This window comes from Aeoliella mucimassa (genome assembly GCF_007748035.1).
Taxonomy (GTDB): Bacteria; Planctomycetota; Planctomycetia; order Pirellulales; family Lacipirellulaceae; genus Aeoliella; species Aeoliella mucimassa.
This window is the reverse complement of sequence record NZ_CP036278.1, coordinates 5,442,978-5,457,572: the sequence shown is the minus strand read 5'-3', so window position 1 is coordinate 5,457,572 and position 14,595 is coordinate 5,442,978. Positions and strand designations below refer to the sequence as shown.

11 protein-coding genes are annotated in these 14,595 nt (G+C 56.1%); 6 read left to right on the top strand and 5 right to left on the bottom strand.

Annotation, left to right across the window (positions count from 1 at the left end; genetic code table 11):
• Positions 1 to 487: 487 nt before the first annotated feature.
• Positions 488 to 2,182 carry a GspE/PulE family protein gene (locus Pan181_RS21475; RefSeq protein WP_145249952.1) on the bottom strand — a complete coding sequence of 565 codons (1,695 nt, stop codon included), beginning with the start codon at positions 2,180 to 2,182 and terminating at the stop codon, positions 488 to 490.
• A gap of 564 nt (positions 2,183 to 2,746) precedes the next feature.
• On the opposite strand from Pan181_RS21475, the gene Pan181_RS21470 reads away from it, so the two are divergent.
• From Pan181_RS21470 to Pan181_RS21450, 5 genes are all read left to right on the top strand, one after another.
• The gene (locus tag Pan181_RS21470; protein ID WP_145249949.1) at positions 2,747 to 3,898 is read left to right on the top strand and encodes a cellulase family glycosylhydrolase; all 1,152 of its coding nucleotides are present in this window, start codon (positions 2,747 to 2,749) and stop codon (positions 3,896 to 3,898) included.
• A gap of 88 nt (positions 3,899 to 3,986) precedes the next feature.
• Positions 3,987 to 4,511, top strand: a complete 525-nt coding sequence (locus Pan181_RS21465; RefSeq protein WP_145249946.1) for a glutathione peroxidase — start codon at positions 3,987 to 3,989, stop codon at positions 4,509 to 4,511.
• A 233-nt stretch (positions 4,512 to 4,744) separates the two neighbouring features.
• On the top strand, positions 4,745 to 5,350 hold the full coding sequence (locus tag Pan181_RS26300) for a PEP-CTERM sorting domain-containing protein (protein ID WP_197528572.1): 606 nt from the start codon (positions 4,745 to 4,747) through the stop codon (positions 5,348 to 5,350).
• A 927-nt stretch (positions 5,351 to 6,277) separates the two neighbouring features.
• A complete protein-coding gene (locus Pan181_RS21455) occupies positions 6,278 to 7,552 on the top strand; it encodes a choice-of-anchor Q domain-containing protein (protein WP_145249940.1) in 1,275 nt (424 codons plus the stop codon).
• Positions 7,553 to 7,962: 410 nt separating this feature from the next.
• A complete protein-coding gene (locus Pan181_RS21450) occupies positions 7,963 to 8,505 on the top strand; it encodes a hypothetical protein (RefSeq protein ID WP_145249937.1) in 543 nt (180 codons plus the stop codon).
• 273 nt (positions 8,506 to 8,778) lie between these two features.
• On the opposite strand, the gene Pan181_RS26815 is transcribed toward Pan181_RS21450, so the two are convergent.
• Positions 8,779 to 8,913 carry a hypothetical protein gene (locus Pan181_RS26815; RefSeq protein ID WP_261342239.1) on the bottom strand — a complete coding sequence of 45 codons (135 nt, stop codon included), beginning with the start codon at positions 8,911 to 8,913 and terminating at the stop codon, positions 8,779 to 8,781.
• 419 nt (positions 8,914 to 9,332) lie between these two features.
• Between Pan181_RS26815 and Pan181_RS21445 the strand changes: the two genes are divergently transcribed.
• The gene (locus Pan181_RS21445; RefSeq protein WP_197528324.1) at positions 9,333 to 10,586 is read left to right on the top strand and encodes an IS4 family transposase; all 1,254 of its coding nucleotides are present in this window, start codon (positions 9,333 to 9,335) and stop codon (positions 10,584 to 10,586) included.
• A 985-nt stretch (positions 10,587 to 11,571) separates the two neighbouring features.
• Here Pan181_RS21445 and map read toward each other — a convergent pair.
• The 3 genes from map to secY form a co-directional block, all read right to left on the bottom strand.
• Positions 11,572 to 12,396, bottom strand: coding sequence for a type I methionyl aminopeptidase (gene map, locus Pan181_RS21440; protein ID WP_145249935.1), 825 nt, complete (start codon positions 12,394 to 12,396; stop codon positions 11,572 to 11,574).
• 75 nt (positions 12,397 to 12,471) lie between these two features.
• Positions 12,472 to 13,029 carry an adenylate kinase gene (locus Pan181_RS21435; RefSeq protein ID WP_145249932.1) on the bottom strand — a complete coding sequence of 186 codons (558 nt, stop codon included), beginning with the start codon at positions 13,027 to 13,029 and terminating at the stop codon, positions 12,472 to 12,474.
• Between the two features lie 66 nt (positions 13,030 to 13,095).
• The gene (secY, locus tag Pan181_RS21430) at positions 13,096 to 14,454 is read right to left on the bottom strand and encodes a preprotein translocase subunit SecY (protein ID WP_145249929.1); all 1,359 of its coding nucleotides are present in this window, start codon (positions 14,452 to 14,454) and stop codon (positions 13,096 to 13,098) included.
• Positions 14,455 to 14,595: the final 141 nt, after the last annotated feature.

Below are 14,595 nucleotides of genomic sequence, written 5' to 3'. Positions count from 1 at the left end.
ACGATAGCTTCCTCTTTGCGCAATTGGATACGATCGACACGACCTCGCGGTGGAGGCCACGTCTGAACGAGCTTAGTTACGCGAGGAAGTTCCCTGTTCCGTTTGCTGTGGGGTTGCCTCTGCGCCCCTATGCAATGGGGGCATACCTCCGCAGCAGCGGCCTACGTTGGCGAAAACTTGACCAGCAACCGCTGTACCCTGGCCCGCAACGATTGCGGAATACAGCAGACTGCCTGGCTCGGCCAGGTTTCACCGGTACGACAAGCGGCCGGTAAAGGATTATTCGCCCGCGCATCGGACGACTCAAGTCTCGATTTTACTTCAAGTTACCGCCATTCGTGAAGCAATTCGCCATGAACATGGGGGAGAGTCGTCGAGCGCGGGCAGCAAAACCAGAGCCTTGCGATAAGGGTTGGCTCGGTAGTCCGACGACTCCCACCCAGGGGGCACCCTGGCGGGCGGCACCCGTGGCGAATCGCTTTGACTACTACGACTTCTTCGCCACGCGGAATACTTCGTCGATCGTGGTGATACCCCGACAGACCTTCAGCAGTGCGTCGTCATACAGCGTGGACATACCTAACTTAATAGCCTCTTTGCGAATTTCCTGGGTCGAAGCCCCCTGGAAGGTCAGCTCCCGAATGCGGGAGTTCATTGTCATCAATTCGAATACACCAAGACGACCGCGATAGCCACTGCCACCGCAGTGACTGCAACCCTTGCCACGCATGAACGTGGCCTCGGCGGCCATCTCGGGAGTGATGCCGGCGGCCTCCAACTCGCTGTCGCGGTAGGTGTGCGGTTGCTTGCATTTTCCACAAATCACCCGCACCAAACGTTGGGCAAGAATTCCAATCACGCTACCTGCCACCAGGTAGGCTGGGACTCCCATGTCGACCATGCGCGTAACGGCACCCGGCGCATCGTTCGTGTGTAGCGTACTGAATACCAAGTGTCCCGTTAAAGATGCCTGGATTCCCATGCTCGCCGTTTCGTAGTCTCGCATCTCGCCGACCAGAATCACGTTCGGAGCCTGACGCAGCATGGCCCGAATAATCAGCGCGAAGTCGAGCCCGATCGAGTGCCTGACCTCCACCTGGTTGATGCCCGGCAGGTAGTACTCCACCGGGTCCTCGGCGGTGATGATCTTACGGTCGGCCCGGTTCAGCTCGTTCATGGCCGCGTACAGCGTGGTGGTCTTACCCGACCCCGTGGGACCTGTCACCAAAAGGATGCCATTCGGCCGACGAATCAGATTACGGAACACTTTGAAGTCGCGGTCCGACAAACCGAGCTGACGTACGCCTACCCGAATGTTGTCCTTATCCAGCAGACGCATCACGCACGACTGGCCATGGTTGGTCGGCAGCATACTGACCCGCAAGTCGAGCTCTTTACCGCCGGCGGTGATCTTGATGCGGCCGTCCTGAGTCCTGCGGCGTTCCGCAATATCCATGCGGGCCAAAATCTTGATACGGCTAAGCAGCGCCCCGAGCAGACGCCGAGGCGGGCTATCGCGTTCGACCAGCACGCCGTCGATGCGGTAGCGAATCCGCACGCGGTCCTCGAACGGCTCGACATGGATGTCGCTCGCTCGTAGCTGCACGGCCTCGCTGATCATCAGCTGGACCAGACGCACGATCGGCGCACTGGCTTCGTCCACCGTGTCGTCGTCGTCCATGCCGTCCGACTCTTCGGTCTCGGTAAAGTCGATGGCCGTGTCGGTGAATTCCTGCAGCATCGAGTCAGCCGACTCGTCGCCGATCTGACCGTAGTTGCGGTTAATGGCTTCCAGGATGCTCTCGCGGGTCGCCAGGGCGATGTCGATCTTGCGGTTCAGAATGAACTGCAACTTGTCGATCGTGTCGAAGTCCTGCGGATCGCTTACCAGCACCCGCAGCACGCCGTTTTCTTCGGCCAGCGGAATTACCGCGTTTTCACGCGCCACCGACTCCGGCACCAATTCCACCACCGCTGGCGGAATGGCGACGTCGCGCAAATCGTAGTATTCATAGCCATCGCGGGTGGCGAGGGCTTGCATGATTTGCTCGCTCGAAGCGTACCCCAACTGCACCAAGGCATCGCGGGGTTTGGTGTGCTGCGTAGCCGCATGCTGCTTGGCTTCGGCCCATTGCTCAAGGCTGATCAGGCCTTCTTGTACAAGATAGTCGCCCAGGTCCATGGATAGCTCTGTTCGCGGTCGGAGTGTGATAAGTGGTAGAAATGGGCCACGACATCAAAACTGCCGGGGCTCCTTGAGAATTCGCAAGCGGTCGGTCTGGATATTGCTGCCTGATGGACAACGCGTCCGAAGTCACCAGAAAGCGGAGGGCCGCCAAGCTCGCACGTCGATTCGGTAATCCAGGCTCCGTAAACGACGCTAACTCCCTACCACACCTAGACTAATGTCGCGTTTGGGGGGTGTCAACTAACAGGCATTCACGCCCGCTGCGAGCCAGCCGACTCGAAGCACTCCTGCCACGCGGAGCGGCCCCCCTATGTCGCTTTGGGCCTCCCCTAGGCCGCCAAACGCGACGCCAAGATCCTCAACACTTGCAACTGTCACCACCGGTACAGCCCTGAGAACCAGTAGTCTGCGGGGGGATGATGCCCGCCAATTCCGCAAACATCGGAATCGAATACCAAGTTAACGCCAAACACCGGCCACGGGGCCCCGCACCGCCTCGACCCACCAGTAAAATAGCGTCGCTCGCCAGTTTGCTTGTCTTTAGCTTGGACCTACCTCATGACCACTCTGACTGCGTTGCCTGTCCGTCGATCGATTCGGCTCTCCGCTCTGCTACTCACCACGATGGTGCTACTCTCGCTGCCAGCCGCTGCTCAGCAGTGGAGCGTGCAGCAGTCGCAAGAGTGGTATGAGAAGCAGCCATGGCTGGTAGGCTGCAACTTCCTTCCCTCCACCGCGATCAATCAGATCGAGATGTGGCAGACCAGTACTTGGGACAAAGCGACCATCGAGCGTGAACTCACCTGGGCGCAGCAACTGGGATTCAACTCGGTTCGGGTTTACCTGCATGATGTGGTCTACGCCCATGAGCGCCAGGCGTTCCTCGACCACATCGATCGCTTCCTCAACATTTGCCAACAACGAGGTATCCGCCCAATCTTGGTGCTGTTTGACGACTGTCATTACGCAAAGCCCGAAATCGGCGACCAACCCGATCCTATCCCTGGCGTGCACAACTCGGGATGGAAGCAAAGCCCCGGCTACGACATCACCCTGGCGTACGAGCGAGGTGAATTGCCGGACTCGGAGGTCAAACGACTAAAAGACTACGTCACCACGGTACTAACTCACTTTAAAGATGACCCACGCATCCTGGCTTGGGATCTCTACAACGAGCCGGGCGGCAGCCGCAGCCAGTCGCTACGACTGCTGCAAGACACCTGGCAGTGGGCCTGGCAGGTTCGCCCTTCGCAGCCCCTCACGGCCGGGGTCCGCGGCACCTCGCTCCCTGCAGCCCGCAAGCTCAATGCCAAGAACGCCGACATCTACAGCTTCCACGATTACTCGTCGCCCAAGAGCTTTGCGAAATCGGTCGCCGAGGCGATCGAGCAGGCCGACGGCCGCCCGGTGTTCTGCACCGAGTACATGGCCCGCCCGAAAGGCAGCACGTTCAAAGCCTGCTTGCCGGTTTTCAAAAAGCATAAGATCGCCTGCTACAACTGGGGGCTCGTCGATGGCAAGTCGGGCACCAAGTGGAGCTGGGGGACGCGCAGCATCGGAGCCGGCGACGCGGTGCCGACGCCGAAACGCGATCCGGCCAACGCGCCGAGCGATCCCCCGCTCTGGTTTCACGACATCTTCCACCCCGATGGCACGCCGTACATCGAAGCCGAGACCGATTTCATTCGCCGTACCCTCCGCGACGAGTAACCAAACGCCAGGCAGCTTGTCGGCCCGCGAACGCACGACTACGGTACCTTTGGTGAGCCACCACGTGCCCCCCGAAGGAGCAATAGCCATGTCGACCGATCAAAAACCAGTCGAACCACACCTCGCATCGCCGTTCTACGAGTTCAGTGCCAACTCCTTGCGCGGCGAGTCGATCGAGATGGCGCAGTACGCCGGCAAAGTAGTGCTGGTCGTGAACACCGCGACCAAGTGCGGGCTGGTGTCGCAGCTTGAAGGTCTTGAGCAACTCTTCCAACAGCATCATGACGCCGGACTCGAGGTGCTCGGGTTCCCCTGCAATCAGTTCGCCGGTCAAGAACCACTCGAAGGCGAGCAGATCCAATCGTTTTGCTCGCTGAACTATGGTGTCAGCTTTCCGATGTTTGAGAAGATCGACGTCAATGGCTCCTCGGCCCACCCGCTGCTCCAATGGCTCACGAGCGAACTCCCCGGCCTGCTCGGGCAGCGGATCAAATGGAACTTCACCAAGTTCCTGATTTCCCGCGATGGCACCCCGCTCAAGCGATTCGCCCCGACCACGCAGCCAGCAAAGCTCGATTCGGCCATTCGCCAGGCACTCGCAGCATCGCCCTGATTAGTGCGTGCCAGCAAGCGACACACGCCGAACTCACCTCAACGAGCGACCACTCCCCCCTGCCCCGTGCGTTTGCACTATTTTCAGGTTGCTACCCGGCTGCTCACCTGCTAGCCTTAGGACTAGCGGCTGCCCGCCCTGCACCTGCGAGCATTACCCGGGCAAGAACCTCTGGGCTCAACATCACAGAGCCTTGCCGCGAAATCACCCATCCGCATTCAGGGGACAGAGAAATGGCACGTAGTCTTACGAGTCTCGTTACGATCATTGCTTGTTGCTGTGCTTCGCTTTCGTGGGGAGCCTACACCCACGTGTATCAAATTGCCGACACCAGCTCGTACGCGTTCAGCTACTCTGGCGGTCTAAGCGGCTACCAGTTCGACTCCAGCCTGGTTGGCACGTTCCAAGTGACGATTCCCGACAGCGGCCCCGCGTTCATCTCCGCAGCCGATATCAAGATCGGCGCCCTCTCTCCTACCAGCAACCTGGTCGGACTCAATCCTCCGACCGATGCTAATCTTAGCAATTACCTCGTCGACGACTTAATCGGGCTGCCGGTGATTAACGACTCTGCCAACTACCCCTTCGAAGACGATCGCAGCCTGGCCGAGCTCTTGCAAGCCGATTCGGTCACCCGGTTCGCCCTCGACTTCACGCCTGGCACTAGCGAATCGCAGGCGCAGCTCACCATCGCCTCGCACCGCCCAAACAAGCTCGATGGCATGGTCTCGAGCCTCATCGCCCCCGGACTCCCCGTGGTCCGCATTCCAGAACCCTCGACGCTATTGCTAGGCCTCGGCCTGTTCACCGCATTGGCAATCCACAAGCGTCGAGTGTAGCTCACGACTTGGGTGGCTTCCGGGATACGAGCAAGTTACCATGACGAATCGGAGCACCTAGCCGTCCAATGGCCAGCATGCATCAGCAGACATCATGTCGAAAATGGAGCCGACTTGCCTTGCCCTTTATGGTTCTAAGCCTCGCTGGCTGTGATCAGCTTCTGAATCAGAACACAACTCCGACAATAACTGTTCGCGCACGCGATTGGCTTACCGCACAGGGAATCGACATTTACGACAACCAGCTAGTTGGCTCCCACCGCTTGCGAGAGGAAGAAAACTGGCAACCGATGAACTCTCATTCGCTAGGAATGATCCTTGGATATGTCAGTTGTTGCTCGGTCAAGAAAATACCTGGCAGGAGTGGCCCTGTCGCCTGCCTACCTCCACCAGTGCACCTAGTTCGTGTCAGCAATGCGTCGGGGGAGGTGGTGCTGACAATCGGGATCGGCCTCGAGGCCAGCTATATCGAGACACAGGAAGGAAATGAAGGTCGCCTCGCAAGATGGTTTCCGTCGGAGGAAGTCCGCATATCGCTAGAACGAGCGGTTGCGGAGAACTTCGAACAACCTGCACAGCTGACAACTCCCATAGAAAGGCAACAACCTTAAGAGGACGGCCATCTCCACTCCATCCTCAAGCACTTGGCGAGAACGCTGATGGCCGCGGGCGGATTCCTCTGCTCACGAACTCATCGTTTCCTGCTGCTTTCGAGCTCCCTCACCCTTCTCATTGGCTCAACGACACCGACGCACTTGTGGATCTCGATATCCAGTTCACATTCAAGGCGTGCACCCCGCTTGCAGATCGTTTACACTAGTCACAGCAACACACGATCGATACACCGACAACACTTCCTCAGTTACTTCCGCCCGACAGATGGCGGCCCACGGTGTTGCACCTGATGTCTAGCTCGGAGATCCGCTAATGAACACCCGTGAATTGATAGTACTCACTTCCCTTTGCATTCTCAGCACCAATGCGTTCGGGGCGGCCACCACGATTATTATTAGCGACGGCGACGACCTCGCCGGTGCGATTGCGAGTGCCTCGCATGGATCGACCATCGAGATTCACAGCAACGACACGTTCGTAACGGACCTGTCTTGGAGTCATAAGTACCTGACCATTGAAGCAGCCGAGGGGTATCGCCCCACGATCCAGGGATCGATCATCGGCATCAAGGGAAGTAACCGCACAGGGGCTGCCTTAACGGGGCTCAATGTAACTGGTGGTATATCCGTCGACTCCACTGGCACCACGTACTCGACCTTGCGATTGACCGATTTAACCATCGGCGGAAATGCCGGCTTTGGAGGAACAGGCGAGTTCCGCATCGATGTCGATAGCCGCAATTGCCAATACAATGGCACCACCATCATCAGCGGAACTAGCGACTTTTCCTTCGGCGGCTACTTCGAAGGTAATACCTTCGCAGACGACATACTTATGTCCACACTCACCGATGCCCGCATTCGCAATACGAAATTCTACGAAAACGATTTTCAAGGGCGTGTCATCTCTCAAAGCATTGGCCCCGATAGGTCTTTACGCCAATACACGTTCGATCGCAACTGGTTCCAACGCGGCCTCGAACTCGTGTCGGGCACCTACAGCACTCTGGAGTTTACGGCCACAAACAATCTGTTTGGCCGATTGGATTCCGACACTTTGGGCAACGAAACGGGCTTTGAGCTGCGAACCGGCCAAACACAGGTTACCGTCGATGGTGAGTTTGTGAACAACACCATTGTTGGTTTTGCCACTGGCATCGACGTAACCCTCTACGAATCTTCGTATTCCCCCGACAAGCTTTCTCTATCGTTCGTCAACATGCTGCTCGACAACATGGATGACATCAAGAATTTCGATATCGGCACCATCTATTCCTCCCTCATCTCCGATGGAACGTTCGCCGGAACCAATGGCAACTTCGGGGGCCAGCCAATCCTGGGACTCAACGGCCGACTCCTTACTGGCTCGATCGGCATCGATCGCGGCAACAATGCAGTGGCCTCTGATTTCGACTTTGCAGGCAACCCGCGCGTTCTCGATGGAGACCTCGATGGCATTCCCGTCATCGACGTCGGTGCTTTCGAATACATGGTTCCAGAACCAGCTTCCATCTGGTGCGCACTGGCCGGCTGTTTGCTAACGATGCGATGGCTTGCCTCGCCGAACCGCTTGCGACAAGCCAAGTAGTTCCGACGAACTGCGTCACTCCTAAGACGAAGAGCAGTGGCAACGGTACTCGATGGCACCACCGAATAGGATGTCGATAGCGGTCAGCTGAGCGACATCGATCATAAGTTTCTCTTTATCGGAAGAGGGCTCAATCCAGAGTCGGGGCTGCAATTGAATAGAAATCGGTACTATCACTCGGCATTAGGGAGATGGCTAACGAGCGCCGCAATTGGGTATGATGCTGGCAGCCTAAGCCTGCATGAGAACGCGGGGGAGTATTAGTGGCAAAACAGCCTTTCTCATTTACATCCAACGGTTCAATAGATTTAGCCCCTGCTCCGTAGTGCGGACATGTGTTAATACCATGCGTTCTCACTACGGCTATTTCGATGTGTTCGCCTGACTCCTGTAATTGAATAAATCTCATCGTGAAACAGAATCTAGCTTTTACACGGTTTTCGATCAGGGAGTTGCTGTTAATAAGCACTATTATTGCAGCAATTGCCACCCTAATTGTTACTAGATTTCCACAGCATTATGAGACCACCGATTTTTGCAAGAACTTTTCTATAGAGCAATCTTTAGACGAACTTGAGAAAGAAGGGATTATTAAGCAGAACGATGATGGCAAACCCATCGCATCTCAAGGTCCGTATTCTTGTGTCATGCGTTGTGAGTTCGGTGAATTGAATACTGGGCAAATCATTATCCTGCGTGACACTGTTAAAGAGGCGATCGAGACTGCAATTACAAGTAGTGATTTAGACATAATCGGTAGCCGACATAAAGCTTCGATACCTGGAAGCAATACCCAATCTCCCAGCTCTTCCACAGACACGTTCCACTATCGCGGCGATGGCAATTATGGAGTGGCAATTTCTTACGTTTTTCAGACGGATAAGCAAACAAGTAATGTAATCATTATCCAAGAGTCCTTGATTTGGAGCAGTGCCGCTCGGAAGGGTTCATAGAGCATTGAGATGTCAACAAACAACCCCCTTTTCAAGACGAGCTTGTGGAATGTCATTGAAGGCACACCCATCCGAACTTGCTTGTTGACTGGAGACGCAGTTGTTCTCGAACGGATCGCATGGGGGGCGGGTGTAACCGTGTGGTACTTATGTTTGAATGGTGAAGCTCTCGATATCATTGCTGGTCGATTGAGACCGGGAAGTGTTGTGAGCTTCTACTTTGATCACAGGATTAGGAATACCGATTCGAGCACGCTGATCCACGAAGAGATTTCAGATGTTATTAGGTCGAATGGTGAGTGCGTAGTGGGGGCCCTGGAAAGGGATGGCATCGAGATCGCGGTCGATTTCGTTACTTCCATCGGAGAATCGATGGAGTTTGTTACTGACCACAAGCAAAGCAAGCATTACTTTTGGGGGCCGTTTCCAGGGAGAGACAACGATGGAGTGAACTCCGTTACGTTTACGGTTCCCGATATTGATGGAGTAGTGCGACAACACCCACATTGATTCGGGGAAGGTTTCTGAACGATTGCGAGTGACTGCTAACCACACCCTTTCGGCAGGGTGCCACTCTACGCCGTTAACCCTTTCTTTGCCTTAAAAAAGAGGTCTCGATGTAACAGCGTATTTCGGCCATCCTTTCAGTTGAACCAAGGAAGGGGCGGCCATCACTTACCCGAAGGGAATCGGGCATGTTACATCGAGACACTCAAGTGCGGCTGAATATCGTGTGCCTTCGGCAATGTTTGCGTTGGTTGTTGGCGGGAATCTGTTGGCGAACGATCCGCTTCCGCAACGACTGCAGTTGGACTCCTCGGTCACTAATGGCAGCCGCGCTGTTATGGGCCTGGTCGGACGAGCAGACTCTCACCGAGCGTTTTTTCGTTGTGCGTAAGATACTACTCTGCCTCGATAAAGAGCAACAGCAACTGGCCACTTCCTACCAAGCCTTCATAAAAATCCTTCGTCGCTGGACGAAGCCGCTCGCCGCGTTGTTGCAGTCAGTGCTGCAACAACGGATGCAAGCGACGCTGACCGATTGCTGGCTCACCGCGGGATACCTCGTATTCGCGGTCGATGGTAGTCGCCTTGAATTGCCTCGCACCCGCTCGCACGAACAAGCCTATTCGACGATTCGTCACGCACGACGGGTAAAGAACAGTCGCTACAAGAGACGGCAGGCCAAAGATGCGAAGAAAGTCAACTCGCCTCAACTCTGGCTCACAACGATGTGGCACATCGGTACGGGATTGCCGTGGGACTGGCGGGTCGGACCTGGTGACAGTAGCGAACGTGTCCACTTGCGGGAGATGCTCACTAGCTTGCCAGCCGGGGCTTTGATAACGGCCGATGGCGGATTCATGGGGTACGAAGGGCTGCAAGCGATTATCAAAAGTGGCCGACACGTCCTGCTGCGAGTGGGAGCCAATGTGCGGTTGCTGAAACAGCTTGGTTATGTACGGGAATGGACCGGCACGGTCTATCTATGGCCCGATCGGGAATCGAAGCGTGGCAACGAACCGCTCGTGTTGCGACTGGTGGTCGCTACGGATGGCAAGCAGCCGGTCTACCTGGTTACCAATATCCTTTCTCGGCGTGAATTGAGCGACAAGCAGGTGATTGCATTGTATGCACGTCGCTGGGGCATCGAACTATTCTATCGCCATCTCAAGCAGACCTTTCACCGTCGAAAACTCCTCTCTCGCGAAGCCGAGAACGCCAAGCTCGAAATCACCTGGTCGTTGTTCGGCTTATGGGCGATGTCGCTGTTCGCGTTGGTCGAAGCGATGAAGCAAGGCATCACACCAGCAAAGTTGAGTTTCGCCAAGCTGCTGTTGGCGTTTCGCCGCACGATGCGTGATTACCTGCATCCAACGGAGAAAAACGAACGCCTGTGCGAGAGGCTTCGCCAAGCCATCATCGACAGCTACAAGAGAGCAAACAAAACCAGCCGCAACTACCCACGAAAAAAACAAGCCAAACCGCCAGGAGTACCACAACTGCTCACTGCTACCAAGACACAGGCCCTGCGAGCAAAGCAAATCAAACCAGTACTACGAAAAGGGTTAACGGCGTAGGGTGCCACTGCTGGCTTGTCGCGGTGTGTCACCACACTCGAAGAACTAAGCAGCCAACGAACCCCGGCTACAAATCTGCGGTAGCGAGTAGTCTAGGACGTGGGTAGCGGTTTCTAGCCACGGATGAACACCGATCATCACGGATGGGTTAGCCTGTTGGGCTTCGCCCACCGACAACGGGGCGTGGTGCGTTTGTGCGGAGTGGCAATGCGTGGTGTGCCCTGCTGTCGGTGCTACCCAGTTGCTCCGCAGGCTCGGCATCTCTGCCATGTTGGCTCGATTGTCGCGCGTACTCTGATGCTACCCTCCCCGGGCCTGATAGCCCGACCCGTGTCTCTTTATTGGCCGCAAGCGGAGGGTGAATTTGGTGCTTGGATTCTCACCACTTTTCGCTGGGAATTGGCCACCATCAGTGTTCTAATGGACAGGTGGTCGTTAGCTGTCGGCTTTCAGCTATCGGCTGTTGGCTTTTAGTGAAAGGAGGTGAATCAGATGTGATGCTTGTCTAAATGTCGGATTACTGGCGACACGCAGGCGAAGGGTTGTTTGCGTGGGCGTTCGCTGCTGCGCGTGTGGCAAAGCGGCCGTGGGGCTGCGTCGCTGGAAGCTCCTGGACCCACGCTACTACCCTTTCTAACTCCCAACCTCCAACTCCCAACGTCCAACCAAAATAGTTTTCCACCCATGGGAATCTATTTTGGGCACTTTCGACGGAGGTGTTGATGCAACTTGTGTCCTACCAACGACTTGCGATTGATTCCCACTGCGAAAATAGATTCCCACTCGAAGCGTTTTGGGAAATGAGAATCTATTCGGGCGCGAAAACCACTGGTTTTGTAGAGTGGGCGATAATTCAATTTTCCCATCGGTGGGTAAATTGGGAATCTATTCTCAAGCGAGCGTATCACAAGATAGACAGCAAGACAGCAGGTTGTATTCCCCGATTTGGGGGAACTCGGAACCTGCAACTAGCCAACGGGCGAGCTTACGCGAGGAGCAGTTCGTCGATGAGCGACGATTCGGAGTCTTCAGGAGCAACCGTGAGTCGGCGGGGGCCGCTGTCGGTCACTGCGATCGTGTGCTCGAAGTGGGCGCTCGGGCGACCGTCGGCGGTCACCTGGGTCCAGTAGTCTTTGAGCAGTTTCACCCGCTTGGTGCCCATGTTGACCATCGGCTCGACCGCGATCACCAGACCGGGCTCGATGCGGAAGTCGCCGCTGCCGCGGAGGGCTCGGCCGAGGAAGTTCGGCACCTGAGGATCCTCGTGCATTTGCCGGCCGATGCCGTGGCCGACGAAGCACTCAACCGTGGAGTACCCATGATCCGAAACATACTCGGCCATTTCGCGAGCGATCTGGCTCCACTTGCTCTTGGTATGCATCAACTCGTAAGCCATGTTGAGCGTTGCTTCGGTCACGTCGAGCAGTTGCTGCACTTCGGGATCGATCTTGCCGACCGGGTAAGTCACAGCCGCGTCGCCACACCAGCCATTGATGCGAACCCCGGTGTCGAGGCTCAGGATGTCGCCTTCCTTGAGCGGGCGGGTGCTCGGGATGCCATGGACGACTTCGTCGTTCACGCTCATGCAAGTGACTGCGGGGAACTTTGGCTTCCCGCTGTTGTGGTGCGGGTAGTTCTTGAAGAGCGGCTCGCCACCGAGCTTTTCGAAGTAGTCCTCGATCGCTTTGTCGATTTCTACCGTGGTGATGCCAGGGGCTACCATCCGCCGAGCGATTTGATGGGCCTGCCAAACAGCCAGGCCCGCACGCCGCATCTTCTTGATTTCGCGTTCGCTCTTGAGGTGGATCAATGCCTTGCAGTGGGTGGTAGGGCGATGGGAGTAGTAACAAACGGCCGAGTCGCGTTGGCTCGCACCTACTTTATTTTACTGAACCGAAGCGATGGCCGCCAGCAGCGACTGGAAGACATCCTCCATCGAACCGGAAGCATCGACCGATCGCAGGATCTTGCGATTGCTGTAGTAGTTCACAAGCGGTTCGGTTTGATTTTCATAGCTACGCAGGCGTTGGCGAATGGTCGCCATGTTGTCGTCGCCGCGGCCACGTTTCATCAGGCGTTGCAGCAGTTCGCCCTGCTCGATCACCAACTCCACTACCACATCGAGCGGCGTATTGCGGGAGTCGAGCAACCGATCGAACGCTTCGGCCTGGTGCAGCGTGCGAGGGAATCCGTCGAAGATGCACCCAGGCTTGCAGTCGTCCATCTCGATGCGGTCGGCAACGATGTCGAGCACCATCTGGTCGGGCACGAGTTGCCCGTTATCGAGATAGTCGGCGACCAGCAACCCGAGTTCGGTGCGGCGTTCACGTTCCTTGCGGAGCATCTCTCCGGTGGAGAGGTGGGCTACACCGAGCTCCTGGCACACACGTTTGGCTTGTGTACCTTTACCGGCGCCAGGAGGTCCGAGGAAGACGATACGCATGAGATTGCCTCTCGAGCAATTGGAGGGAGTAGACCTGCCGCCAATCGCCAGCGAGGTGAAAAGGACCTATTCCAACAAGCCCTTATAGTTTCGCATCACGAGGTGGCTGTCAATCTTCTGCACCAAATCGAAGGCAACGCTTACGGCAATCAGCAAGCTGGTACCACCGTAGAACATGGCAATCGAGTAATCGACGTCCAAAGCCCCGGAGATAACCGTCGGAATGATGGCGATCAAAGCCAGGAAGCCCGCACCGACGTAGGTGATACGAATCATGACCTTCTCCAAGTAATCGGCCGTCCGCTTACCAGGGCGATACCCCGGAATGAACGAACCAAAGTTCTTCAGGTTGTCGGCCATATCCTTCGGATTGAAGGTAATCGCGGTCCAGAAGAAGCAGAAGAAGTAGATAAGTACGAGATACAGGAGGTTGTAGACGTAGTTGTGAGCCCGCAAGGCTTCCACCCACCAGTCGCTGAAGCCTTTAAACCAACTATCGGCTGGCAACAGAGCACCAAGCTGTTGGAAGATGATCATTGGGAAGAGCAGCAAGCTCGAGGCGAAGATGATCGGCATCACGCCAGCCTGATTCACCTTGAGCGGCAGGTACGACTTCTGACCACCCATGGCACGACGACCACGGATGTGCTTGGCGCTTTGCATCGGGATACGTCGCTGGCCGAGCGTGATAAACACCACGCCGACGACGACCGCGACAAACATGGCCGCGAGCAACAAGAGCTTTTCGGGACCGATGCCGTTGGTGGAGCCGAGCTCGCCGTTGTATTGCTGGATAAGCTTCCAGCCAGCGGTCGGCATGTTGGCCAAAATACCGGCCATAATGATCAGGCTGATACCGTTGCCGATGCCGTACTCGTCGATTTGCTCGCCGATCCACATCAGGAACACGGTTCCTGCAGTCATCGTGAGCACCGCGACAATTCGCCAGCTAAAGCTCAGATGGAGATGACCAGGATCGCCGACCAGGAAGTCGGCATGCACGTACTGGCCTGCTTCGACAAACGAAGTGAGGAAGAACCAGCTTTGGAACAAACAGAGCGCCACGGTTGCGTAGCGGGTATATTCGTTGATCTTTTTCCGCCCGGTCTCGCCTTCCTTCTGCAATCGCTCGAGCGAGGGAATCACGCTGCCGAGCAATTGGAAGATAATCGAGGCCGAGATGTACGGCATGATGCCGAGACCGAAGATGGTGATCTGGTCGAGTCCGGCCCCGGAGAAAGTAGAAACCGTGGTCAGCAGTTGGCCGAGGCCACCTTCGCCGCTCATGGTTGCAAGGCGCTCCGGATCGATAAACGGCAACCGGATCTGGAAACCCAGACGATATACCGCGAGCATCCCGATCGTGAACAGAATCTTCTGCCGGAGTTCGGGGATTTGCCAGACAACGCTAAGTTTCTTCCACATGGCGGGAACTCAATTTCTCGGTCGCATGAGGTGGGGAGCGGAAACCCTAACTATCGGTGAATAAACGACTAACCGCAAGACCAGCCTACACAGAAGTCGATTCAAAGCATTGCTGGCATCGTTCGTATCCGATCCCTACAA

Bases quoted from the DNA above. Each gene is read 5' to 3' on its own strand.
- Pan181_RS21475 (WP_145249952.1), bottom strand. From the start codon at position 2,182: ATGGACCTGGGCGACTATCTTGTACAAGAAGGCCTGATCAGCCTTGAG.
- Pan181_RS21470 (WP_145249949.1), top strand. From the start codon at position 2,747: ATGACCACTCTGACTGCGTTGCCTGTCCGTCGATCGATTCGGCTCTCC.
- Pan181_RS21465 (WP_145249946.1), top strand. From the start codon at position 3,987: ATGTCGACCGATCAAAAACCAGTCGAACCACACCTCGCATCGCCGTTC.
- Pan181_RS26300 (WP_197528572.1), top strand. From the start codon at position 4,745: ATGGCACGTAGTCTTACGAGTCTCGTTACGATCATTGCTTGTTGCTGT.
- Pan181_RS21455 (WP_145249940.1), top strand. From the start codon at position 6,278: ATGAACACCCGTGAATTGATAGTACTCACTTCCCTTTGCATTCTCAGC.
- Pan181_RS26815 (WP_261342239.1), bottom strand. From the start codon at position 8,913: ATGCTTGCTTTGCTTGTGGTCAGTAACAAACTCCATCGATTCTCCGAT.
- Pan181_RS21445 (WP_197528324.1), top strand. From the start codon at position 9,333: ATGGCAGCCGCGCTGTTATGGGCCTGGTCGGACGAGCAGACTCTCACC.
- Pan181_RS21435 (WP_145249932.1), bottom strand. From the start codon at position 13,029: ATGCGTATCGTCTTCCTCGGACCTCCTGGCGCCGGTAAAGGTACACAA.
- secY (WP_145249929.1), bottom strand. From the start codon at position 14,454: ATGTGGAAGAAACTTAGCGTTGTCTGGCAAATCCCCGAACTCCGGCAG.